This is a genomic window from Maribellus sp. CM-23 (assembly GCF_021354595.1).
GTDB lineage: Bacteria > Bacteroidota > Bacteroidia > Bacteroidales > Prolixibacteraceae > Draconibacterium.
Genome location: NZ_JADWYJ010000003.1, coordinates 566,494 through 589,385 on the forward strand (window position 1 = coordinate 566,494; position 22,892 = coordinate 589,385).

17 protein-coding genes are annotated in these 22,892 nt (G+C 43.6%); 8 read left to right on the forward strand and 9 right to left on the reverse strand.

Translation table 11 applies throughout. From position 1 onward, the window contains the following. Window positions 1-22: 22 nt before the first annotated feature. From INQ51_RS13200 to INQ51_RS13220, 5 genes are all read right to left on the reverse strand, one after another. On the reverse strand, window positions 23-1,636 hold the full coding sequence (locus INQ51_RS13200) for a tetratricopeptide repeat protein (protein ID WP_233378436.1): 1,614 nt from the start codon (window positions 1,634-1,636) through the stop codon (window positions 23-25). Window positions 1,637-1,791: 155 nt separating this feature from the next. Beyond that, the gene (ilvN, locus tag INQ51_RS13205) at window positions 1,792-2,334 is read right to left on the reverse strand and encodes an acetolactate synthase small subunit (RefSeq protein WP_233378437.1); all 543 of its coding nucleotides are present in this window, start codon (window positions 2,332-2,334) and stop codon (window positions 1,792-1,794) included. Window positions 2,335-2,377: 43 nt separating this feature from the next. Then, window positions 2,378-4,075, reverse strand: a complete 1,698-nt coding sequence (ilvB, locus tag INQ51_RS13210; protein WP_233378438.1) for a biosynthetic-type acetolactate synthase large subunit — start codon at window positions 4,073-4,075, stop codon at window positions 2,378-2,380. A gap of 105 nt (window positions 4,076-4,180) precedes the next feature. Beyond that, window positions 4,181-6,010, reverse strand: a complete 1,830-nt coding sequence (ilvD, locus tag INQ51_RS13215) for a dihydroxy-acid dehydratase (protein WP_262909919.1) — start codon at window positions 6,008-6,010, stop codon at window positions 4,181-4,183. Between the two features lie 441 nt (window positions 6,011-6,451). Further along, window positions 6,452-7,690: an MFS transporter gene (locus tag INQ51_RS13220; protein ID WP_233378439.1), complete on the reverse strand. Its 1,239-nt coding sequence runs from the start codon at window positions 7,688-7,690 to the stop codon at window positions 6,452-6,454. Window positions 7,691-8,206: 516 nt separating this feature from the next. Here INQ51_RS13220 and INQ51_RS13225 point away from each other — a divergent pair. From INQ51_RS13225 to INQ51_RS13260, 8 genes are all read left to right on the forward strand, one after another. Next, window positions 8,207-9,664 (forward strand): glycosyltransferase family 2 protein, encoded by a 1,458-nt coding sequence (locus tag INQ51_RS13225; RefSeq protein WP_233378440.1) that lies wholly within the window; start codon window positions 8,207-8,209, stop codon window positions 9,662-9,664. 1 nt (window position 9,665) lies between these two features. After that, window positions 9,666-10,601, forward strand: coding sequence for a DUF4922 domain-containing protein (locus tag INQ51_RS13230; RefSeq protein ID WP_233378441.1), 936 nt, complete (start codon window positions 9,666-9,668; stop codon window positions 10,599-10,601). Further along, window positions 10,594-11,928, forward strand: a complete 1,335-nt coding sequence (locus INQ51_RS13235) for a SpoIID/LytB domain-containing protein (protein WP_233378442.1) — start codon at window positions 10,594-10,596, stop codon at window positions 11,926-11,928. Before INQ51_RS13230 ends, INQ51_RS13235 begins: the two co-directional genes overlap by 8 nt. A gap of 27 nt (window positions 11,929-11,955) precedes the next feature. After that, window positions 11,956-13,791, forward strand: a complete 1,836-nt coding sequence (locus tag INQ51_RS13240; RefSeq protein WP_233378443.1) for an MFS transporter — start codon at window positions 11,956-11,958, stop codon at window positions 13,789-13,791. Between the two features lie 77 nt (window positions 13,792-13,868). Next, window positions 13,869-14,402, forward strand: coding sequence for a hypothetical protein (locus tag INQ51_RS13245; protein ID WP_119436204.1), 534 nt, complete (start codon window positions 13,869-13,871; stop codon window positions 14,400-14,402). Between the two features lie 51 nt (window positions 14,403-14,453). Next, window positions 14,454-15,356, forward strand: coding sequence for an alpha/beta hydrolase (locus INQ51_RS13250; protein WP_233378444.1), 903 nt, complete (start codon window positions 14,454-14,456; stop codon window positions 15,354-15,356). Between the two features lie 84 nt (window positions 15,357-15,440). Beyond that, the gene (locus INQ51_RS13255) at window positions 15,441-15,986 is read left to right on the forward strand and encodes an NUDIX domain-containing protein (protein WP_233378445.1); all 546 of its coding nucleotides are present in this window, start codon (window positions 15,441-15,443) and stop codon (window positions 15,984-15,986) included. Window positions 15,987-16,013: 27 nt separating this feature from the next. Beyond that, on the forward strand, window positions 16,014-17,795 hold the full coding sequence (locus INQ51_RS13260) for an aminopeptidase P family protein (protein WP_233378446.1): 1,782 nt from the start codon (window positions 16,014-16,016) through the stop codon (window positions 17,793-17,795). Here the strand turns inward: INQ51_RS13260 and INQ51_RS13265 are convergent. The 4 genes from INQ51_RS13265 to INQ51_RS13280 form a co-directional block, all read right to left on the reverse strand. Continuing rightward, window positions 17,792-18,976, reverse strand: coding sequence for a hybrid sensor histidine kinase/response regulator (locus tag INQ51_RS13265; RefSeq protein ID WP_233378447.1), 1,185 nt, complete (start codon window positions 18,974-18,976; stop codon window positions 17,792-17,794). The two genes, INQ51_RS13260 and INQ51_RS13265, sit on opposite strands and share 4 nt — an antisense overlap. Before the next feature lie 8 nt (window positions 18,977-18,984). Continuing rightward, window positions 18,985-19,386: a response regulator gene (locus INQ51_RS13270; RefSeq protein WP_233378448.1), complete on the reverse strand. Its 402-nt coding sequence runs from the start codon at window positions 19,384-19,386 to the stop codon at window positions 18,985-18,987. A 13-nt stretch (window positions 19,387-19,399) separates the two neighbouring features. Next, a complete protein-coding gene (locus tag INQ51_RS13275; RefSeq protein WP_233378449.1) occupies window positions 19,400-21,298 on the reverse strand; it encodes a PAS domain S-box protein in 1,899 nt (632 codons plus the stop codon). A 92-nt stretch (window positions 21,299-21,390) separates the two neighbouring features. Beyond that, on the reverse strand, window positions 21,391-22,728 hold the full coding sequence (locus tag INQ51_RS13280; RefSeq protein WP_233378450.1) for a sodium:solute symporter: 1,338 nt from the start codon (window positions 22,726-22,728) through the stop codon (window positions 21,391-21,393). Between the last annotated feature and the right edge of the window lie 164 nt (window positions 22,729-22,892).

Below are 22,892 nucleotides of genomic sequence, written 5' to 3' on the forward strand. Positions count from 1 at the left end.
TCCTGGTTAGGAGAGGGGGGTTTCAAAGTTGAGCGAGGAAAGTGCTTAAATTGACATTTGTATTGGTCAGGTTTAATTTCTTACGCAATCTCGATCGGGCTACTTCAACACTTTTTACACTTTGTTGCGTGAGTTCTGCAATTTCTTTTGATGACATTCCCAGTCTTAGCAATGCCGATAATTTTTCTTCGGTTGGGGTGAGGAATGAAAACTGCTCCCTTAATTTCTCATAAAAACCTTCATGAACTTGTTGATAGCGTGTTTCAAATTCTTCCCATACCGATTTGTTCAAACTCGATTTAAGCAAGCTGATAGATTCTGCAATTATCTCATTTGAGACGGCATCGGCTTTTAACTGAACCTCTGAAAGTTGCTTGGTGACCTTTTTTAGGGTTTCATTTTTTTCAACCAGGTAAAGTTCTTTCATTACCAGCTCTCTTTCACGTAGTTCCAAATCTTTCTCCAGTGTTTGTTTGGTTAGGTATGCGCCTTTGTCCCGGCTTTTATTTAACAGGTAGTACAACACAAAAATTACCAGGCCCAGTAGTAATCCAAGTATGATAATGCCGTAAATAAATTTGATTCTTGAGTTTTGTATTTTAAACTGTTCTTCCTGTTTTTCAAACTGGTGTGTCATTTCAAGGCGGGTAATTTCCTTGATCGTTTTTTCGTTGAAAATACTGTCCTGGTAACTCGTATAATTTTTATAGTGGTTTAGGGCATTCAAATAATTTCCTTTTTGCTCTTCTATTTGATAAAGAAGATGATACGAGTCGCCTTTCAAAACATTGGAGCCGGCTTTTGTTGCCGCACTTAAGCTTTCGGTTGCATTGGCTAGTGCCTCTTTGTAAGAGTTTTGATCCAAAAAATATTTCGATAGTTGTTGTTTGGCTTTGGATAGTTCGATCATATCGTCGAAGTATTCACTGAATTCTATTGCCAGTCTAAGACACTGAAGGGCATTATCGGTTTGCTTTTGCTCAAAGTAATTTTCAGCCATTGAGTTGTAGATCGAGGCCAGTCTGTTTTTATAGTCGTATTTGGTCGCATTCTCAATGGCCATTTCAAAATATGATTGTGCTTTCTTTAGTTCCCCTCTTTTCTCACTGATAATACCCATGCTATTGTAGAAAACATGGAGTTGTGATAAATTCGAGGAGTCTCCTTTTGCCAGTAATGCGTTCTGTTTTTCAAAGAGTTCCTGGTACAAATCCCATGCTTTGTCGTACTCCTCCAATTGCAAAAGCACTCCGCAAATATTATTAATTTGTCCAATCAGTGCGTTGTAGTTCCTGTTGGTTTCATAGATCCTTTTGCTATCCAGAAAATGCTCCAGCGCCTGATCATATTCGCCAATGTGATAAAATATGATTCCCAGATTATTATGGGCAATGGCCATTAATTCAGGGCTCTCGGTACTTTCTGCGGTTTTCTGTGCCTGGCGGGCGTAACTCAAACTCTCAGAGAGATTTTGTGAGCGGGTTAATTTTGACAGTTCAATCAGCATTTCGGTTTTGACACTGTCATTCGAAGTCTCCTGAAGTTGCTGTGTTAAAAAACGAAAATGATCGGTATTTTGCGCATTCAGAGAAAATGAAAAAAGTATAATCGATGCCAGGTATATAATTTTATTCATTTTAGATCTCTTAGGTTTCACTTTCCCTTGAATGTTCGAAGAACATATTGCAAATATAGTTATATCGGCTTTTTTTGAATGAAGCCTATTGAATTGAAATGAAAAAAAATACCCACCGGATGGTCGGTGGGTATTTAGAAGTTCGTTTTTGTATTTTAATCCAAACTATTTAAAAACGCATCCCTTTCTTTCAGGAACTCAGAGAGGCGTTCGATCGGGTCGCGGGTGATGGCCACTCTTCCGGAGCGAATAAACTGCATCACGTGAAATTTGTTCAGCTCTTCAAACAGTGCCTGTGTATCCTCTTTGTGGCCGGTTTTTTCAACCACTACGTAATCTTTAGTGATCTCCAGAATACGAGCCCCGGCCTTACGAACAATTTTCTCGATGGCATCGCTCTCGTAAATGGGTTCGATCGGAACTTTGTACAACGCAATTTCCTGGTAAATCATTTCGTCGTTGGTATGGTAGAAGGCTTTTAGCACATCTATCAGTTTTTCCAGTTGGTTTACCACTTTTTGTGTTTGCGCTTCTGTTTCTTTTATAACAATTGTGAATTTGTAGATTCCCTGCAATGCCGATTCGGAAACAGTTAAGCTGTCGATGTTGATTTTTCTCCGGGTAAACACAATGGTGATACGTGTCAGCAAACCGATGTGGTTTTCAGAGAATATGGTTATTATGAACTCTTTTTTCATCTTATACAATTTTTGATTTAATTCCGCAGTACTCTTTCCCGAATCATGGTTCCAGGATAATATCCGAAACAGACGCTCCGGTTGGTACCATCGGAAATACGTTGTCTTCTTTTTCAATGGTAACTTCCAACAGGTAGGGACCGTCGTGATCCAACATTTGCTGAACGCCGTTTGCCAAATCTTCGCGTTTGTCTACCCTGTGACCTTCAATTCCAAATCCCTTTCCAATCATTATGAAATCAGGGTTTTGCAGCTCGGTGAAAGAATAGCGTTTTTCAAAGAACAGCTGTTGCCACTGACGTACCATGCCCAAAAAGTGGTTGTTCAGTACAATAATCTTAACCGGAAGTTTGTTTTGGGCAATGGTTCCCAGCTCCTGGATGGTCATTTGAAAACCACCGTCGCCAATTACTGCAATAACCGTTCTGTCGGGTGCTCCAAGTTGTGCTCCCATACTGGCAGGCAAACAAAATCCCATGGTTCCCAGCCCTCCGGAAGTAACATTGCTGCGCGAGTGTTTAAATTTGAAGTAGCGCTGCGCAACCATCTGGTGCTGGCCTACATCGGTCACCAAAATCGCGTCGTGGTTGGTTTTTTCCGAAGCCAGGCTGATTACTTCTCCCATGGTCAATCCCGGTTTGGTCGGGCGAAGGTCTTTGTTGATTACTTTCTCCTGCTCTACTTTCATGTGTTTGTGGAACTCTTCCATCCATTCCGGATGACTGTTTTCCTTTACATTTGCAGTAAGCATTTTTAACGCTTTCTTGGCATCTCCCAAAATTCTTACATCTGTTTTGATGATTTTATTGATTTCTGCAGGGTCAATCTCTATGTGAATGATCTTCGCTTTCCTGGCGTATTCACTTACTTTCCCGGTAACACGGTCGTCGAAACGCATTCCAACAGCGATGATCAGATCGGCCTCGTTGGTCAATACATTGGGGCCGTAATTGCCGTGCATGCCCAGCATTCCCACATTCAGCGGATGATCGGTAGGAAGTGCTGACAGACCCATGATGGTCCAGGCAGCCGGAATTCCTGCTTTTTCGATAAAGTCTTTAAGCTCTTGTTCTGCGCGGCCAATGATAATTCCGTGCCCAAAAAGGATCATCGGTTTTTTGGCTGCATCGATCAAATCAGCAGCTTCTTTTACTGCATGCGGGTCAACCGGTTTTTCCGGTACATACGACCGTATTTTTGTGCATTTTTTGTATTCAAAATCAAGTTCGCCGAACTGTGCATCCTTGGTCAGGTCGATAAGTACCGGTCCTGGCCGGCCACTGTTGGCAATGTAAAATGCCTGGGCGATGGCTTGCGGAATTTCTTCGGGCGAGGTTATTTGGTAGTTCCATTTTGTGACCGGAATCGACATACCCACGATGTCTGATTCCTGGAAGGCATCGGTTCCCAGTAGCGGAGAAGCCACCTGTCCGGTTATACACACCAAAGGAGTTGAGTCGATCATTGCATCGGCAATACCTGTCATTAGGTTGGTAGCACCCGGGCCTGATGTTGCGAAACAGATACCTGGTTTGCCAGTGACTCGTGCATAACCCTGTGCTCCGTGGATTGCTCCCTGTTCGTGACGTGTTAAAATGTGATTTACCCGTTTGTCGTAATCGTACAATGCGTCGTAAACGGGCATGATGGCACCTCCGGGATACCCGAATATGGTATCTACCCCTTCTTCCAATAACGAAAGAATCAGTGCTTCAGAACCGGTAACTCTTTTTGTTGTCATACTTTTTGCTTTTAGCGATGGTTGCTTTTCGGACAACCTATTTCGAAATATATAGTTTAATTATTTGTTAGATAAAGTATTGGTTACTTTGTCTTTTGTTTCGTTTTAGTCAATTAATCGAATGGCACCTAAATCAGCAGAGGAGACAAAACTTGCGTACGCTTTCAATGCTTTTGAAACATTGCGTTCTCTTTCTCCCGCCTGCCAGGCGTCTTTACCTTTGGCTTGTTCTGCTTTTCTGCGTTCGGCCAGTTCTTCTTCTGAAATCAGCAGATTGATGGAACGCCTGGTGATATTGATTTCAATGTCATCGTTGTCGCGAATCAGTCCGATGGCGCCGCCGCCCGCTGCTTCTGGTGAAACATGGCCGATCGACAATCCGGAAGTTCCTCCGGAAAAACGTCCGTCGGTGATTAGCGCACAATGTTTGTCGAGCTGCATCGATTTCAGGTACGAAGTAGGGTAGAGCATTTCCTGCATTCCCGGGCCGCCTTTGGGGCCTTCGTAACGAATAACGATTACGTCTCCTTTTTGAACGGCATCTCCCAGAATTCCGTTAACGGCCTCTTCCTGCGAGTTAAAAACCCGTGCTTTCCCTTTAAACTGAAAGATGGACGAATCTACACCGGCTGTTTTTACGATACAGCCTTTTTCAGCAATGTTGCCAAATAAAACTGCGAGCCCGCCGTCTTTGTTGTAGGCGTGTTCGATATTGCGGATACATCCTTTTTCACGATCGTCGTCGAGCACTTTAAATGTGCTTTCCTGAGATCCCATTACCAGGTTTCTTCCTCCGCCCGGTGCCGATTTAAATCGCCTGAAAGCATCTTCGGTTACGGTTTCACGTTTAATGTCGTACTCCGAAATAGCTTCGGCCAATGTTTTTCCGTCAATGCGGTTAACGTTGGTTTCCAACAGACCTCCACGTTCCATTTCTCCCATGATCGAAAGAATACCTCCGGCACGGTTTACATCCTGAATGTGGTAGTGAGAGTTGGGCGCCACTTTACACAGGTTCGGTGTTTGGCGCGAAAGCCGGTCGATGTCCGACATGGTGAAATCGACACCTGCTTCATGCGCAATAGCCAACAGGTGCAAAACAGTATTGGTCGATCCTCCCATTGCAATGTCAAGTTTCATGGCATTTAAAAAGGCATCGCGGGTTGCAATGCTCCGGGGAAGAACTTTGTCGTTTCCTTCGTAATAATAAGTTTGGGTGGCTGCAATAATTTTTTCAACGGCTTCTTCAAACAGCCTTTTGCGGTTGGCATGCGTAGCCACAATGGTTCCGTTACCGGGCAGCGCCAGTCCAATTGCTTCAGCCAAACAGTTCATCGAGTTGGCGGTAAACATCCCGGAACAGGATCCGCAGGTGGGGCAGGCATTTTCTTCCACTTTAGCCAGGTATTCATCGCTAATTTTGGAGTCGGCCGCCATTACCATGGCATCTACCAGGTCGAGGTGACGATCATCAACTTCGCCGGCTTCCATTGGTCCGCCCGAAACAAAAACTGCGGGGATATTTAAACGCATGGCAGCCATCAGCATTCCGGGGGTGATTTTGTCACAATTCGAAATGCAAATCATGGCATCTACCTTGTGGGCGTTGCACATGTATTCCACACTGTCGGCAATTACATCGCGCGAAGGGAGTGAGTACAACATTCCGTCGTGCCCCATGGCAATTCCGTCGTCGATGGCAATGGTGTTAAATTCGGCAGCAAAATAGCCTTGTTTTTCAATTAAGCCTTTAATGTGCTGGCCAATGTTGTGTAAATGTGCGTGACCGGGTACAAACTGCGTAAATGAGTTAACTACAGCAATCAGTGGCTTCCCGAAATGTTCTTCTTTCATTCCATTGGCTCGCCAAAGGCTTCTTGCGCCGGCCATTCTTCGTCCCTGGGTAGTGGTATTACTTCGTAACGGAATTTGCATACTTATTTGTCTTTATCTATCTGTTAAACATTAAAAAAGCCTTCCTCGTTTCTGAGAAAGGCCTGTAAATATCTTTTAAACTATCACATAATCTAGCCCCTCTCAGAAATTCCAAGAATGACAACGAGAATGACTAGAATGTTAATAGCTAAACGCATATCGCTTTTTTAAAGATGAAGCAAATGTAAAAATTTAAATCAATATCCAAAATGATTTGAAATTAAAATCGGTCATTTTAAATAAAAATTAAAATTTAACGATGCTTTTACTTCGAGATGGTAACTTATTTCGTGTTCAGTTTACAATTTGAAAAAATACGCTATCGATTTGGTTATTACGTATTTCTGTCTTGTATAGGACGTAAAAACACCTGTATGGATAGAATCCGATGGTATTATTCACGAACTGGTAAATAGAAGATTTTATTTGTTAAATTAACTTCTATTTATTTGTTAAAGTAGGATCGTTATTCTTAAAGAATACGATAAACACAAGCAGCAATAGCGCTGAGCTTAGGGTTATTATTCCCCAGATTGCATCCCAGTTATAGCCTTCAGCGGTTCTGAAAAGATCTATTATATGGGCGCAAATAAAATTACCAACCAATAAGCCAGCTCCAAAAGTTACCAGGAAAATAAAGCCTTGCGCCTGTGATTTTAATTGGGCAGGTGCTTTTTTGTCGATGTAGATTTGGCCTCCCACGTAAAAGAATCCAAAAATCAGCCCGTGTATTAAAATCCCGATATAGAACATCCAGCTTTGGTGAATAACACCGCCTGCCCAAAATGAAAAGTAACGAATGAACAATGCCACCAAACCCAGTATCATTACCTTTCGTAATCCGAATTTTTTGATGGCCGGTGTTACCAGGAGTAAGAATCCCATTTCGGCCAGTACTCCCCAGTTCATGGTCACAGAAATGTACTTGGTTTTAATGTTTAAGAGGAACTCTGAAAAGAACGAAAAATACATCGCAAAGGGTATCATGGATAAAAAGGAGAAGAGAATGAATATCGCAAAATTACGGTCTTTCATCAGTTCCATTGTGCGTAATCCGAAGGTGTCGATCAACGAGCCTTTTTGTCCCTTGGCGGGTGGAGGAGTATCAGGAAGTGCGAGGTTGGCGAAAATGGCAATCAAGCTAACAGCGGCCCCGCAATAAAAAGGAAGGTTAGTACCATCGAAATCAATGTTCAGCACGTTTATGAAAACGACGCTGAAAATTCCGGATGCCACCCAACCAATGGAGCCAAAAATCCGGACCTTGGGAAATTGTTCTGAATTGAGATGTGCCATTGCAATCGAGCTGGTGAGGCTCCAGCTAGGCATGTAGCCCAACATGGCAATCAACAAGCAGATAAACAGAATATCATGGTTATTGGTGCTTCCGGCCAGGAAGAGCATAACTGCGTTGATGGTGTTTAGAACTGCCAACACTTTTTGTCCGGCAAAAAAACGGTCGGCAAGCATTCCAACTACCGGTGAGAAAATACAGCCGATCGCCATGGAACTTAGAATCAGTGATTTTTCAAGGCTGCTAACCTCCAGGTTGGTCAGGTAGGCTGCAAGCGGAACCCACCAAACAGCATACATCATATACTGAAGAAACAGCATCAACGAAAGTTTGAGTCTTATTTTTTCCGTTTTTTCACGGGAGATAACCATGGTATTATCAGTCATAAGTAAGGTCTTTATAAAGTTGTGTTTAAAATTAAGGTCCTTGTATAAAAAAGGCAGGGCTTTTATTGCCCGCCTTTTTGTATAAAGTATTGTTAGTCATTCAATAGGACCTAAAATAAGAGGGTTAGGTATTATTCCCTACCAATACCTACCTGTTGTAAAACAGAATTAGGAGGAGTTGTATAATGTTGTTTTTGTATAAGGCGCTTGTTACTAGTGATATATGTCCTTGGTTTATCGCAGTCGAAATTCATCCGGTAGGGATGTGTTTTTTTGTGAACTGGAAAATGCAATCATACCTGTTACAATACATTTTAGTGTAACCGACTTATTTGGTTAGTGTTAATTGTCTGAAACCAATATGAGAAGATACTGTAATTGTGAAACTTTATGGTTTATATAAAAGCTTGATCAATACTGCTTAAACTCTCCGAATTGCAGAGAGCTTGAAAGTTTCTTTTAAATTTGCTGAGAGATAAACAAAGGCAATAGAAAATTCCAAAATCAGAAATAAACATGATTCGAATAAATTGTTATCTGCCCATCCATAACTACGAGAGTGCGGCAGGGCTAATCAGCGAATTGCAGACGAATGCAGTCATTCAAAATATTTATCTTCCCGAAGAAACAGCAACAAAAGCAGGTGGTAAAGCAAGGTCTTTTTTGTATGAGGGCTTTGGTAGTACCTCTTGGGTGAAAGCGTTAAAAGAAACGCTGGCCAGTGCAGACTATGCCGTATTGCTTACCAAAAGTACGACTCTTTCTTTGGGCCAGTTTTCCATCGAACGCATGGTTTCGGTTGCTGAGGCTATAAATGCCGCAAAAGTATATTCCGATTATTATGAAATAAAGGAAGGACAGCTTTCTGCACATCCGGTAATCGACTACCAGGAAGGCAGTTTGCGCGACGATTTTAACTTTGGACCTCTGGTGTTATACCGTACGAATGCCCTCCGAAAGGCCATTGATAAGATGACAATGGATTTTGACAGCGCCGGATTGTATTACCTGCGTTTGAAAATGTCACAACAGGGGGCGTTTGTTCGTATTCCTGAGTTCCTGTATACAATTGATGAAACCGATTTGCGAAAAAGCGGGCAGAAATTGTTTGACTATGTGGACCCCAAAAACCGGAGCGTACAAATTGAAATGGAACAGGCGGTTACCGAACATTTAAAAGATGTAGGCGCCTGGCTGGCACCTGAATCAGGCATGCTGGAATTTGACAACTCAGCGTTCGGTCAAAAAGCGTCAGTGGTGATTCCGGTGCGGAACCGGGAAAAAACAATTGCAGATGCGATTGAATCTGTTCTGGCGCAAAAAACAAGCTTTGCTTTTAACCTGATTATTGTGGATAATCACTCAACGGATAAGACAAGCGAAATTATCCGTTCGTATGCCGAAAAAGACAAGCGAATTGTACACATCATTCCCGGGCAAAACGATTTGGGAATTGGCGGCTGCTGGAACCTGGCCGTGCACGATGCGCGTTGCGGAATGTTTGCGGTTCAGCTTGATAGCGATGATATTTACAAGGACGAGAATACGCTGCAAAAAATAGTGGAGGTATTTGAACAGGAAAAATGCGCCATGGTGGTAGGAACCTACCAGTTGGTGAATTTCAAACTAGAAGAAATTCCTCCCGGCATTATCGATCACCGCGAATGGACGCCTGACAATGGTAAAAACAATGCTTTGCGCATAAACGGACTGGGAGCGCCGCGTGCATTTTATACGCCGGTTTTGCGCGACGTAAAAATCCCGAATGTGAGTTATGGCGAAGATTATGCCGTTGGATTGGCCATTTCGAGAGATTATTCGATCGGCAGGATTTACGAGAACCTTTACTTGTGCCGCCGTTGGGACGATAACTCCGATGCGGCACTCGACATTGTAAAAGTGAACGCACATAATACCTATAAAGACCGTATTCGTACCATCGAATTAAAAGCGCGTCAACGTAAAAATGCCTGATATGCAGCAGTATTCTGAACAGGTATTACGCTTGCTGACAGAGCAAAAAGAAGGATGGCCGCTTGCTGCCAAAAACTTTGCGGGGCTGGAGAAAGTACGCACGCGGGCTTTCAGCTTTGATGGAGTGGAGATTAAGGTACAGTTTAACCCGGAACGCATTGTGTCGTCGGCTGCAAAAGTGGATGCCAAATCCATTGAGGCCCGCCCGTGTTTTTTGTGCAGTAAAAATCGTCCGAAAGAACAGCAGGGAGTAAAGATTGGAGCGTATTCGGTGCTGGTTAATCCTTTCCCGATTTTTTCGCAGCATTTTACAATTGTGGGCGAAGAACACCTTCCGCAGCAAATAAAAGGGCGTTTGGGCGATATGCTGGATTTGGCCGCCTCGCTGCCCGGGTTTACGCTTTTTTACAATGGCCCTAAATGTGGAGCTTCGGCCCCCGATCATTTTCATTTTCAGGCCGGAAACAGGGGATTTATGCCACTGGAAAATGAACTGGAAAAACTGAAAGAGCAACACGGTATAAAGCTTCGTTCTTTTACTTCGGATGCCTGGGCGATAAAAGACGGATTGCGCAATTTTATTTTGCTGGAATCACCCGTAAAAGAATCTGTGGAAAAAGATTTCCTGAAAATTTACGACGCACTGGAAGTTTCGGATGAAGAACCGATGATGAACATTCTTGCGTTTTATGAAAACAACGCATGGAAAGTAGTCGTGTTTCCAAGAGCCCTTCATCGTCCTACACAATATTTTGAAGAAGGGGAGAAGAACATTTTGATCAGTCCGGCATCGGTGGATATGGGCGGTGTGTTGATCACTCCCTTGGAAAAGGATTTTGATAAGCTAAAACCAGAAGACATACATACGATTTTTGAGCAGGTACTGTATTCGGAGCCTGCTTTTAATCAATTCATACAAAACTTAGAACATGCATAAAATACCGACACTGGATGTGGGCATCATGAGTGCCGACCAAATACAATTTCGCTTCAATGGTGTGTTTCAGTTGAATAACAAGCTGCAACAACTGGAGGGGGAACAAACTGTAACGATTGAAAATGGAGTACTTCAATTAAGTGGTACCAATATTACTGCATCAGAGTTACTGTTTTCTCCGCTCGATTTTGATCAAGCTGCTTTTGTGCTGAAAGACGTTGTTATTGGGGTGAATTTTCATTGGGAACAAAAGGAGAACCAGCAATTTAAAGGTGCTTTGAAACTGATCATCGAAAATGAAAAGATAACTGCCATCAATATTTTGCCGCTCGAAAGTTATTTGATTTCGGTGATTTCGTCTGAAATGAGCGCCAACAGTTCACTCGAATTGTTAAAAGCGCACGCCATTATTTCCCGAAGCTGGCTGATCGCACAAATCGAAAAGCAGGAGCAACTTACCGAAACTACGGCAAAATATGAAAGCACCTTTATTTCTGAAAGCGAATACATAAAATGGTACGACCGCGAAGACCATGTGAATTTTCATGTGTGTGCCGACGACCATTGTCAGCGCTACCAAGGCGTCACCCGGGCGCATAATCCCAATGTGGTAACAGCAGTAAATGAAACGGCCGGAGTAATTCTTTCCTACGACGGGAAAGTGTGCGATGCCCGCTTTTCAAAATCCTGTGGCGGAATTGCCGAGCTTTTTGAAAATTGCTGGGAGCCGGTTCATCATCCTTACCTGACAGCTGTGGTGGATAATCCACAATTTCCGGCCGGTTTTGAACAGGACCTGACCATTGAAAAGAATGCCGAAAAATGGATCGCTGCTGAGCCCGAAGCTTTTTGCAATACGCACGATGAGGAGGTGCTGAAACAGGTGCTCAATGACTACGACTGGTCTGCCAAAGATTTTTACCGCTGGACAGTGGAATATTCACAGGCTGAGTTGAGCGATCTGATCCGGCGCCGTTCGGGAATCGATTTTGGCAATATCCTGGATTTGATCCCGGTGCAAAGGGGAACTTCCGGTCGGCTTGTTCGCCTGAAAATTGTAGGAACAAAACGTACAGTAACGGTTGGTAAGGAGCTGGAAATCCGTCGTTGGCTGAGTGAATCGCATTTGTATAGTTCGGCTTTTCTGGTAGAGAAAGTGCAGGGAGAAAACGGTCTGCCTGAAAGATTTGTATTGAAAGGAGCAGGCTGGGGGCACGGTGCTGGACTTTGCCAGATTGGCGCTGCGGTAATGGGCCACAAAGGATATAAATATGATGAAATTCTGACACATTATTTTAAAAACGCAAGCCTGGAAAAAAGATACTAAACCAATTTCAACATCAAACCATAAAAAATGACTAAAAAGCGTTCGCCCTGGTTTTGGGTTCCCACACTTTATTTTGCCGAAGGATTACCGTATGTGATGGTAATGACTCTCTCGGTGATCATGTACAAACGTCTCGGAATTTCAAATGCGCAATTTGCGCTTTACACAAGCTGGTTGTACCTGCCCTGGGTAATTAAGCCTTTGTGGAGCCCGGTTGTCGATCTTTTCAAAACCAAACGCTACTGGATCGTGATCATGCAATTGCTGATCGGTGCCGGTTTGGCGGGCGTGGCTTTTACCATTCCGGCCGATAATTTTTTCCGCTACACCATGGCTTTCTTTTGGCTGCTGGCTTTTAGCTCGGCTACCCACGACATTGCCGCCGATGGTTACTACATGCTGGAATTATCTTCGGGCGACCAAGCGTTTTTTGTGGGAATCAGAAGTACTTTTTACCGTTTTGCCATGTTAACCGGGCAGGGCCTCCTGGTAATTCTGGCGGGTACCCTGGAAACAGCCACCGGCTTGCCTCCGTTGAAAGTGGAGGTGGAGGCTCAACGAAACTCCATTGAGCAGGTCGATTTCAATCCATCCGGTTTTTCGGCTTTAAATGAAACGGGTGAAACCTATTTTGTTTCTCCCGAATCATTGACAATTCCTATCAGAAAAATTGCGACTGCCGATGCCGACTCGGTGTTTAAGTTGGTTGAAGAGTGGAACATCGGACAGGGATTTTATTCGAAAGAAGAGAAAATTTCAAAGGATAAGAAACCGGGACTTTGGAAAAAATACGTGGTAATTCCTTTGGAGACATCGTTGAAAAGGCTCTTTAATTCCGAAGAGAAAAAAGTAAGTGCCGAAGCCGGGAATTATGCGATACTGCCGATTCAGTTGTCCCAAAAACCGGATGCCGGAGACCGGCTGGTTTTGAATCTTGGTTTTGACAAAGGCGACAACAGCATTCGGCTGATTCACGAATACCGCTATGAGTTTAACGAAAGTAACTGGAATAAACCGGCTTTTGCGGTGGTTCAGCTCGATTCGAAATTGAGCAAACCCACGCAGGCCAGTTTTGTTGGCCGTTCGGGGAATATTCGTTTTGCGTGGCTGGTGGTTTTTGTTGTAATTGCTGCTCTTTTTGTGGTGTTTCATCTGTACCACCGTTTTATACTGCCCAGGCCAGCCAGCGATGTGGCAGCAAAATCAAACGGAAAGGGAGTCTGGGGCGAGTTTCTGGAGACTTTCGCCAGTTTCTTCCGGATGAAACAGCTTGGTGCTGCCTTGTTGTTTATGCTGCTTTACCGTTTGGCTGAATCGCAACTCGTAAAAATGGCTTCACCGTTTTTGCTGGACGCAAAAGAAGCAGGCGGTTTGGGACTTACCACAGGCGACCTGGGTCTTGTTTACGGCACGGCGGGAATGATTGCGCTTACCGTCGGGGGAATTCTCGGTGGGGTGGTGGCTTCCAGAAACGGCCTGAAATACTGGATTTGGTGGATGGCGCTGGCCATTAACCTGCCCAACCTGGGCTATCTTTTGTTATCGGCATTTACACCCGATTCGCTGTGGTATGTAATGGCAGCGGTAGTGGTCGAACAGTTTGGCTATGGTTTTGGGTTTACGGCCTACATGTTGTACCTGATTTACATTGCGCAGGGAAAATATCAGACTGCTCACTATGCCATTGCCACCGGATTTATGGCACTCGGAATGATGATTCCCGGGATGATGAGTGGCTGGTTGCAGGAGATTTTGGGGTATCAGCACTTTTTTATCTGGGTGATGATTTGCACACTGCCCATTTTTGCCGTGATCCCTTTCCTGAAAATTGACCGTAGTTTTGGGATCAGGGAGAACAAATAAACTGCTTCTCCGTGCCGGTGACAGGTAGATTTTGCCTAAAATATTTTACATTTAGCTTTTCATAAAATCAGTAAAACATGGAAGAATTAACCGTTGGAACAAGGGTGGAACACCCAAGATATGGCGAAGGAATTGTTAGCAAGGACAATATTACCGCTTACGAGATTTTTTTTGAGCGGGGCGGTAAAATTGAGATCACCAAACGAAATACCGATCTGAAGGTGCTAAACCTGAATCAAACAGGAGCCAAGTCGGGTTTGTCAATCAGGGATTTTGAAAAGGTGATGACTTATGTGTTGGATCAATACGGGGCATTGAGTGAAATTGTACCGCTGGGCGAAAAATGGCAGGGAGGAACTTTGCTAATGCAACCGGCAAATCCTGCACTTCAGCCAAAAGAAATCCCGATCGAAACTTTTTTTCACAAAATTGTGATGCTGCGCGACCGTTTGAGGGTGCTCGAACAAAACATCAACAGCAGCAATGTGCTTTCCGACGAGGAAAAAGTGAACCTCCAGCAATACATTACGCGTGTGTATGGCTCGCTGACGACTTTTAACGTTCTTTTTTCGGAAAAAGACCATTATTTTGTAGGAGTTAAATCGAAATAACAAAAGGCGGGAGGTGAAGAACCACCCGCTTTTTGCTTAAAACATAAACCAATGAGACCTATTTTATTATTTGTAATGACCATGTTAATTTGTGTGAGTGTTGATGCCCAAAACGAAGTATTGAAAGTTTGGCCCAACGGTGCGCCCAACGATAACGGGATGAGAGAGCCGGAAGAAAAATACGACGGAGTTCGGGTAAGGAATGTTTCTGAAGCCGAGATGTATGTTTTTCTCCCGGAAAAGGAAATCAATACCGGAGCAGCAGTTTTGATTTGCCCGGGTGGTGGATATAGCATTGAAGCGATGGACCACGAAGGGTACGATATGGCCCGTTTTTTCCAGGAAAAGGGGATTGCAGGAATTGTACTGAAATACCGTCTTCCGTATGGGCACGATGAGGTGCCGTCGAGCGATGCACGCCGTGCTATGCGTATTATCCGCGCCAATGCCGGGAAATGGGGGATCAATCCCGAAAAAGTGGGAATTGCCGGTTCGTCGGCGGGTGGTCACCTGGCTTCCACTGCCGGAACTGTTTTTGACGAAGGAAATGCTCAAAGCAATGACTCGGTAGAGAAAATGAGTTGCCGTCCCGATTTTATGCTGCTTTTATACCCGGTTATTACCATGGACGAAGAATTTACGCACATGGGATCAAGGAGAAACCTGATAGGTAGCGAGCATAATTTGAAGTTGGTTCGAAAATATTCCAATGAGTTGAATGTGAATGCACAAACGCCGCCCACATTTTTGATTTTGGCTGACGATGACAAATCAGTACTACCCCGAAATTCCATTGAGTTTTATTCGGCGCTAAAACGTTATAATGTTCCGGCCGAGATGCACATTTTTCAAAAAGGTGGTCACGGATTTGGAATACGGCAGGAAGGATTGCCGGCCAATAACTGGCCCGATTTATTTGTTGACTGGTTAAAAGCAAGAGATGTAATTGAATGATGATTGAAGATTTCAGAAGTTTATCTAATTAAGGGAAAATCTGTCGTCTGCATTCGTTAATCAACATTCTAAAATCAAATAAAAATGAGCACACATCCTCTAAAGGTTTTAAAATATTGTCCCAAATGCGGTTCTGAAAAGTTTGCGCCGTCGGGCGAACGATCGCTAAAATGCGGGAGCTGCGGTTTTCATTATTTTGTAAACTCAGCCGCTGCTGTGGCCGCACTGATTACCGACGACGAAGGGAAATTAATGCTGGTAACACGGGGCGTAGAGCCCGATTATGGCAAACTGGACCTGCCCGGTGGTTTTGTCGATCCGATGGAAACAGCCGAAGAAGCCGTAACAAGAGAGTTATCGGAAGAACTGGGATTGAAGGTTACAAGCCTGGAGTATTTGTTTTCGGCTCCGAATGAATACATCTTTTCCGAATTCAAGGTTTTTACGCTGGATCTTGCCTTTAAAGTGCGCGTAGAGTCGGTGGAAAATCTAAAGGCGATGGATGATATTCTGGCTTACCGTTTTTATGCTGAAGATGAGTTTGATTACAACGATATCCCGGCCCCGTCGATAAATGGCTTTGTCAGAAGGTATTTCGAAAAACAGAAAACAGAAAAAGGAAAAAGTTGATCAATAGAAAGCAGAAATAAATAAAACATGAAAGATACAATTCAGCAAAGACTAACAGCCCTCCGCACAGAAATGAGTAAAATAGGCGTTGCTGCCTGGTACATTTCGGGCACTGATCCTCACTCAAGCGAATACCTGCCCAAGCGGTGGGAAACCCGCGAATTTATTTCTGGCTTTACCGGTTCGTACGGTGTGGTGGCGGTTACGCAGAACAAAGCCACGTTGTGGACCGATTCACGGTATTTCCTGCAGGCAGCGGATGAATTGGAGGGAACGGGTATTGAAATGATGAAATTGCGCGTTCCGGCCGCTGTTCCTCCACCTGTGTGGCTGGCACAAAACCTGTCGGCTGGCAGCAAACTGGGAATTGACACGCAAACCGTAAGTGTCGCGGAGTTTCGGAATCTTCAAAAAACACTGGTTAAGCCAGGCATTGAACTGGTAGAAACACCCGATTTGCTGGAAGCAGTTTGGAATGACCGGCCTGCTATCCCTGGCGATAAAGCTTTTGAGTTGGAGCTTCAGTATGCAGGATTGCCGAGAGCCGAAAAGCAACAGGCTGTTGCGGGTGAACTGGCAAAAAAAGGAGCCGATTTTCAGGTTGTGTCAATGCTCGACGAACTGGCGTGGCTTTATAATCTGCGGGGTTCTGATGTTTCTTACAATCCGGTATTTACTGGTTTTGCGGTGGTTGGAGCCACCGAAAGCATCCTTTTTGTGGATGCCCAAAAGATCGATTCAGTGCTAAAATTAAAGCTCGAAGCCGATGGCGTTCAGGTAAAAGCTTATACCGACTTTTATGGTTTTCTTTCAGAAATAAATGGGAAAAAGATATTTGTAGATCCGGGAACGCTGAATTATGCTGCGTATAGCTCCATGGTCGAAAAGAATGAAGTGCTGGAAGGAACGTCGGTTGTGGCAGTGTTAAAAGCACAGAAAAATGCCACCGAAATTGAGGGTTTCCGAAAAGCGATGGTAAAAGACGGTGTTGCCCTGGTAGAATTTCTGCACTGGCTGAAAGAAACAGTGGGAGCGAAGCCTGTTAGTGACTACGATGCGGGGGTGAAACTTGCCGAATTTCGTTCGAAGCAAGAAGGTTTTAAGGGGGAAAGTTTTCCTCCGATTGTGGGATACAAAGGGCGGGGTGCAATCGTTCATCTACACATTGGCCCCAACGATGGCTTGCCGTTGGAAACCGACGGAGCTTTGCTTTTCGATTCGGGCGGGCAATATGTCGACGGGACCACAGATGTTACGCGAACCGTGGCACTCGGGCCGGTTTCTGATCAGTTTAAAACCGACTATACCCTGGTGTTAAATGGAATGATCGGTCTTACGCTGGCTAAGTTTCCGTATGGAACAAAAGGCTGTCATATCGATATTCTGGCTCGGCAGGCACTTTGGGAAAACGGGATGAATTACGGACACGGTACCGGTCATGGAGTAGGGCATTTTCTGAATGTGCACGAAGGTCCGATGTCCATTCGCCAGGAGTACAATGAAAATTCGATTCTTCCGGGCAATGTATTGTCGAACGAACCCGCATTTTACCGCGAAGGCCAGTATGGAATCCGTACCGAAAACATGATCGTATGTGTGGAACGCGAAGAAACCGAATACGGCCGTTTTCTTGGTTTTGATACGCTGACACTTTGCCCGATCGATACTTCGCTGATTCAGCCGGCTTTATTGAACGAGCGGGAGAAAAACTGGCTGAATGAATACCATGCCAATGTTAAACGCAAGCTTAAACCATTATTAAACGAAAGTCTGCATGCCTTTCTCGATGAGTTAACTGATGTAATTTAAGACTGGCTTATCGGCAAGGTGAAAAAGAATTTACTCCCGGAGTTCTGTTCGCTTTCCACGCGAATGGAACCTCCGTTTTTTTCCACAAATTCTTTGCAAAGAATCAATCCCAAACCGGTACCTTCTTCATTATCTGTTCCCGGACGTTTAACTTTCTCGGTAATTTTGAAAAGTTTGTCCCGGGTGTCTGTATCCATTCCAACGCCGTTATCTTCAACACTAAACTGATAATGTCCGTCAACAGCAGTAGCATTTACCTCAATTCGGCCTCCGTGGTTGGAAAATTTGATCGAGTTGGAAATAAGGTTTCTGAAAACGGTTGAAACCATGTTTGGATCGCCCAGGCAAATGGTAGATTCAGGAACAAAATTTTTCACAAGGATACATTTGTTGCCCGCTTGCTTTTTTAACACTCCGATTGTTTCTGTCACCACTTCCCTTGCATCCAAATTTATAGACTGAACGGAAAGTTGTCCGGTTTGGGATCTCGACCAATCCAACAGGTTTTGTAGCAGGTTAAAAGTGAGTTTTGATGAAGTTTGCAGGTCTTTTACAAGCTCAAGTTTGGTCGCTTCGTCAATATCCTGCCAATTATCGATCAGGAAATCAGTAAGGCCAAACAAGGCGTTGAACGGATTGCGGAGATCGTGTGCAATGATCGAAAAAAACTTGTCTTTTGACGCATTGGCAATTCTAAGCTCGGCAGTGCGTTCCTTTACTTTTTCTTCCAGAGAGGCATTTAGCAGAAGCAGCTCTTCGTTTTGTTTCCGGATTTTTATTTCCTGTAAAAAGCTTTTAATCGCTTCTCTTACAGTAAGAACAAGGTCGTCTTTGTCCCAGGGTTTGGCAATGTAACGGTACAACTTTGCATGGTTAATGGCATTGCTTATCCCTTCAATATCAGCATGGCCGGTAAGAAGGATTTTTAAAGATCCCGGTGAAAGGTTGTGAATTTCCTTCAGTACTTCGTCGCCTTTCATTCCGGGCATAATGTAATCCGAAATTACCACCGGAACATGTACACCCTCTTCTTTCAATTCCTTGAAAAATTCGATGGCATCAACTCCGCTGTCCGAAGTTTCAATTTCATATTCGTCACCAAAAATGTTAACGAGCTGTTCCTCCAGCGCCTGCAATATAATCTCTTCGTCGTCGATACATAAAATAACTTGTTTACCCATCTTTATCCCTATTTTTTATCTATGTTTGAAATCCCCGTTTTAATAATCTTTTCCAATTGTTCGCTTGTCCAGGGTTTGTGAATGCATGCAAACAGGTTTGCGTTTTGACGTGCGTTCTCAATGGCCGATTCATCAGCCTGTCCTGTGAGCATAACTTTTACAATGCCCGGGAACTTGTTATGAACTTCAATTAAAAATTCGTCGCCTTTTTTACCGGGCATCAGCCAGTCTGAAACAATCACCAGTACCTGTACTCCTTCTTCAGTCAACTCTTCCAGCACTTCCATCCCTTCTTCTGCATTTTCGGCATATTCGTACATGAATTGATTGCCAAAGAGGTTTTCAATCTGTTCTCCCAGACTGTCCAGGATGATGCTTTCATCGTCGACACACACTATTGCTTTTCTCATAATGCTTGTTTTTCTAGTTTACAGGAAGCAATACATGGAAGGTTGTTCCAACTCCGGTTTCACTTTCCAGTTCCAGTTTTGCCTGGTGCTTATCCAGGATTCGTTTTACAATGTCGAGTCCGATACCGGTACCTTCCCCCGACTTTTTAGTGGTAAAGAAAGGCAGAAAGATCTTCTCTTTCAATTCTTCCGGAATCCCGTGCCCGGAATCCTTAATGCTGACCCTGATGTGTGTGTGCTGATTTTTTATGCTGATTTTTAATGTTCCGGCGTAGTTCATTGCATGAAGGGCATTTGAAACCAGGTTGGTCCAAACCTGGATCAGCTCGTCCGGATAACAGGCAATCATTGGAACCGCTTCGTAATCTTTTATCACTTCAATGGACTGTTTTAACTGGTTGTGGTGGAGGATCAAAACGGTTTCAATATTCTCAATCAGATCAGCCTGATCTTTTTCCTCGTTTTGCTCGCGGTGTGCAAATTTCTTGAGGGCAAACACCATTTTAGAAGCTTTGTTAATGGCCAGTTTTATATTTTCAGTGTTCTTTCGTACCGAATAAATATCCTTTATCGACTTCAAAATAAACTCAGGATTGTCTACATCCAGCATTGAAATCACCTGGTCTGCCTTGTCGTACAGGTTGAGGTACATAATCAGATCCGCCAAAGAATGAACAGACGTGCATCCGGCATCTTCTAATTTTTGTTGCACATCTTTTTTGTACTGGCGTTTCTCTTTTGAGGTGAGCGCCGGTTTTGTTTTCTCCAGCATATCTATGATTCGGAGAAAAATAGTCAATTCCTTTTGGGTGAGTTTTGTAAACAGGTCAAAAAGGTTGCTCATGGAAGAATCGAGAGCGGCTGAAATATTGCTTATCGAAGCGTTAATTGCTCCAACCGGCGTATTGATTTCATGCGCAATTCCGGCAACCAGATTTCCCAGTGCACGCATTTTTTCCGATTGAACCAGTTCTGATTGGGTATCTTTTAGGTTCTGAAGCGTTTCTTTTAATTCATCAGTACGTGAGGTTAGTTCGGTATTTAGTTTTTTTAGTTCAATTTCGTTTTTTTTGATTTGGGAGATATCGACCTGGATGCCTAAAACTCCGGTACTGCCATCATTAAGTTTGAACGGCTTCATCCGGGTGCTTACTATTAGGCCGTCTTTTTTATTAAAGTCTCCTTCTTCGTATGAATGAGGATGACCACTATTTAAAATTTCATTTATTCGACTTAATTTTTCAGCGGCTTTTTCAGGAGAATAAAGGTCGGCATCCGATTTTCCAATTATTTGAGAGGTTGTGAGACCATAACCGGCAGCCGTGTTATTGTTCGCAAGAAGAAACTTTCCATTACGGTCTTTTAAGAAGATTTTTTCAGGGATTTCATTGATTATATTAATCAGCAACTGAGAACGATCTTCCAGCTCTTTTTTCAAATTGTCGATATTCTCATTTTTAACAATGAGTTCTTCCAGTTGTTTTCTCAACTTTTCATCCTGCCTTTTTAATTCCTCATTTTGCTGTTGTACGATCTGTTCATATTTGATGCGTTCTGTAATGTCGTGTGCTACTCCTTCCACCGAAATAACATTTCCCCTGTTGTCGTATAACGGAGACTCTGTAATTTCAATTACCTTGATTTCTCGCGACTTTGTATAAAGCTCAAATTCAAAAGTATGCTGTTTTTCTCCCGTGGCACTTTTCTTCAGCGTTTCAATGGTTTTTTTGTTGGCTTCGCTTTCGGTCATATGTTTTACCAAGCCCTGTTTGGCTTGCTCTACCGTATAGCCCAGTACTTTCTCCACCGATGGGCTCATGTAAAGGTATTGCCCGTTAAGGTTGTGTGAATAGAAAAAATACTCATTCTCCAGGCTCTCAATTAAGCGCTTGTATTTGGTGAAATCTTCCATCTTTTTTAGGTAGAATAAAAGTTCTTGGTTTCAATAATAAACGCCGAATGTAAAAAATTTTTTGTTAACCTGATGGTTTAACTTACAATTAGTTATCCAACTTCAGCGCTTGTTTTTAACCGAACCCGACTAAACAATAAGAAGGAATTAACGAGGTAGCTTAAAATGATAACGATGTTTCCTGTTAGCTGATAACCACTCAGGAAAATGATCTTTCCGGCAAGGGCGATAACACCCCCTAAAATCATGGAAAGAATAACATTGTTTTTGTTTACCTTGAGCCGAAGAAGCCCCGCCAAAGTAGGTACAACAAAAGCTCCAGAAAAGAAGGTGAGGGCCATAAGTAAGGCTTGAATGATGGAGGTTACAAACAAGGCAATGAGCAGACTGACGATTCCAAGTCCGACAATTAGGATACGCGTTAGCAGAAGAGAACTTTTTTGATTCAGGTTTCCGGTAACCAATTCGCTCAGAATAATCGAAGAGGTAAGCAAGGTTGTATCGGCCGACGACATAACCGCGGATAACAGGGCTGCCAGAAACAGTCCGTACGCCCAGGTAGGAAGCAAATGTTGTGCAAAGGAGACAATCGCTTCGCCTGAACCTTTCGAATAAATGCCCAGCCAGGTAAGAGCAAAAGAAACAGGTATTAAAATAAAAGCCACGATCATAACACTGCGGGCGGCTGTTTTTTCGTTTCGCGCACAAAATACGCGCGAGTAAATATCGGGCCCTACCACAAAAGTAACCGAGTAGGTAAGCAGCAGAATCAGGAGGTCGATCAGGTCAAAAGATTCATTAAACAAGGTCGATGGAGTCAGGGCTTCAAGTTGCATGCTTTCGGGGGCTGGTAAGGTAAAAATCAACAGAGCAATTATTCCCGCAAGTATCAGGATTGATTGCAGGGTATCCGTTTTTAAAATGCTCATTTGACCACCCAGCAAAGTGTAAACAATGAACACAATGCCCGATAAAACAGCGGCTTGCGGGTAATCAATCGAATTCAGCCCGGTAAGAATTTTGGCGGCTGCAATAATCTGTGCAGCAACAATTCCCAGCCACGCGATCGGAATAATCAGCGAGGCAATGGTTTCTGCTTTTCTCCCGTAAAAGGTACCGAGTAACTCGGGCAAGGTAAAATTCCCGAAGCGTTTAACGTATTTCGAAAGCGGTACGAGCACAAAGAGTCCAATGGCCGCGCTAAACAAAAACCACAGTGCTGCCCACCCGGTTTTCTGGCTTAATTCGATGGTGCCAAGCACGGCCGAACCACCCAGAATGGTTGCCAGCAAACTACCTGAAACAGGCAGCAGACCTGCCTTTTTTCCGGCCACATAGTAGTCTTCGGGCTTTTTTATCTTGAAGGCCGAGTAAACGCCAATTCCAACGATAAAAACAAAATACGCGATGATGATTCCTTCTACTAACATAATGTGATGACTGCAAATATCGAAAATCTGAAACAAATTGACTTACAATGCTTCGATAAAACTTTAGTTTGGGTATGCGTGGGGTTGAAGAGTGTCCCATAAAGAAATTCACCCGGTGACGATAAGTCATCGGGTGAATCTTTAAGTATAAACGTTAACCGGAA

What these genes read in the sequence shown, in the direction of transcription:
- INQ51_RS13270 (WP_233378448.1), bottom strand. Translation starts at nt 19,386, where the DNA reads ATGAGAAAAGCAATAGTGTGTGTCGACGATGAAAGCATCATCCTGGAC.
- INQ51_RS13235 (WP_233378442.1), top strand. Translation starts at nt 10,594, where the DNA reads ATGCATAAAATACCGACACTGGATGTGGGCATCATGAGTGCCGACCAA.
- INQ51_RS13250 (WP_233378444.1), top strand. Translation starts at nt 14,454, where the DNA reads ATGAGACCTATTTTATTATTTGTAATGACCATGTTAATTTGTGTGAGT.
- INQ51_RS13280 (WP_233378450.1), bottom strand. Translation starts at nt 22,728, where the DNA reads ATGTTAGTAGAAGGAATCATCATCGCGTATTTTGTTTTTATCGTTGGA.
- INQ51_RS13240 (WP_233378443.1), top strand. Translation starts at nt 11,956, where the DNA reads ATGACTAAAAAGCGTTCGCCCTGGTTTTGGGTTCCCACACTTTATTTT.
- INQ51_RS13260 (WP_233378446.1), top strand. Translation starts at nt 16,014, where the DNA reads ATGAAAGATACAATTCAGCAAAGACTAACAGCCCTCCGCACAGAAATG.
- INQ51_RS13225 (WP_233378440.1), top strand. Translation starts at nt 8,207, where the DNA reads ATGATTCGAATAAATTGTTATCTGCCCATCCATAACTACGAGAGTGCG.
- INQ51_RS13275 (WP_233378449.1), bottom strand. Translation starts at nt 21,298, where the DNA reads ATGGAAGATTTCACCAAATACAAGCGCTTAATTGAGAGCCTGGAGAAT.
- INQ51_RS13265 (WP_233378447.1), bottom strand. Translation starts at nt 18,976, where the DNA reads ATGGGTAAACAAGTTATTTTATGTATCGACGACGAAGAGATTATATTG.
- INQ51_RS13200 (WP_233378436.1), bottom strand. Translation starts at nt 1,636, where the DNA reads ATGAATAAAATTATATACCTGGCATCGATTATACTTTTTTCATTTTCT.
- ilvB (WP_233378438.1), bottom strand. Translation starts at nt 4,075, where the DNA reads ATGACAACAAAAAGAGTTACCGGTTCTGAAGCACTGATTCTTTCGTTA.
- INQ51_RS13230 (WP_233378441.1), top strand. Translation starts at nt 9,666, where the DNA reads ATGCAGCAGTATTCTGAACAGGTATTACGCTTGCTGACAGAGCAAAAA.
- INQ51_RS13255 (WP_233378445.1), top strand. Translation starts at nt 15,441, where the DNA reads ATGAGCACACATCCTCTAAAGGTTTTAAAATATTGTCCCAAATGCGGT.
- ilvD (WP_262909919.1), bottom strand. Translation starts at nt 6,010, where the DNA reads ATGCAAATTCCGTTACGAAGTAATACCACTACCCAGGGACGAAGAATG.
- INQ51_RS13220 (WP_233378439.1), bottom strand. Translation starts at nt 7,690, where the DNA reads ATGACTGATAATACCATGGTTATCTCCCGTGAAAAAACGGAAAAAATA.
- INQ51_RS13245 (WP_119436204.1), top strand. Translation starts at nt 13,869, where the DNA reads ATGGAAGAATTAACCGTTGGAACAAGGGTGGAACACCCAAGATATGGC.
- ilvN (WP_233378437.1), bottom strand. Translation starts at nt 2,334, where the DNA reads ATGAAAAAAGAGTTCATAATAACCATATTCTCTGAAAACCACATCGGT.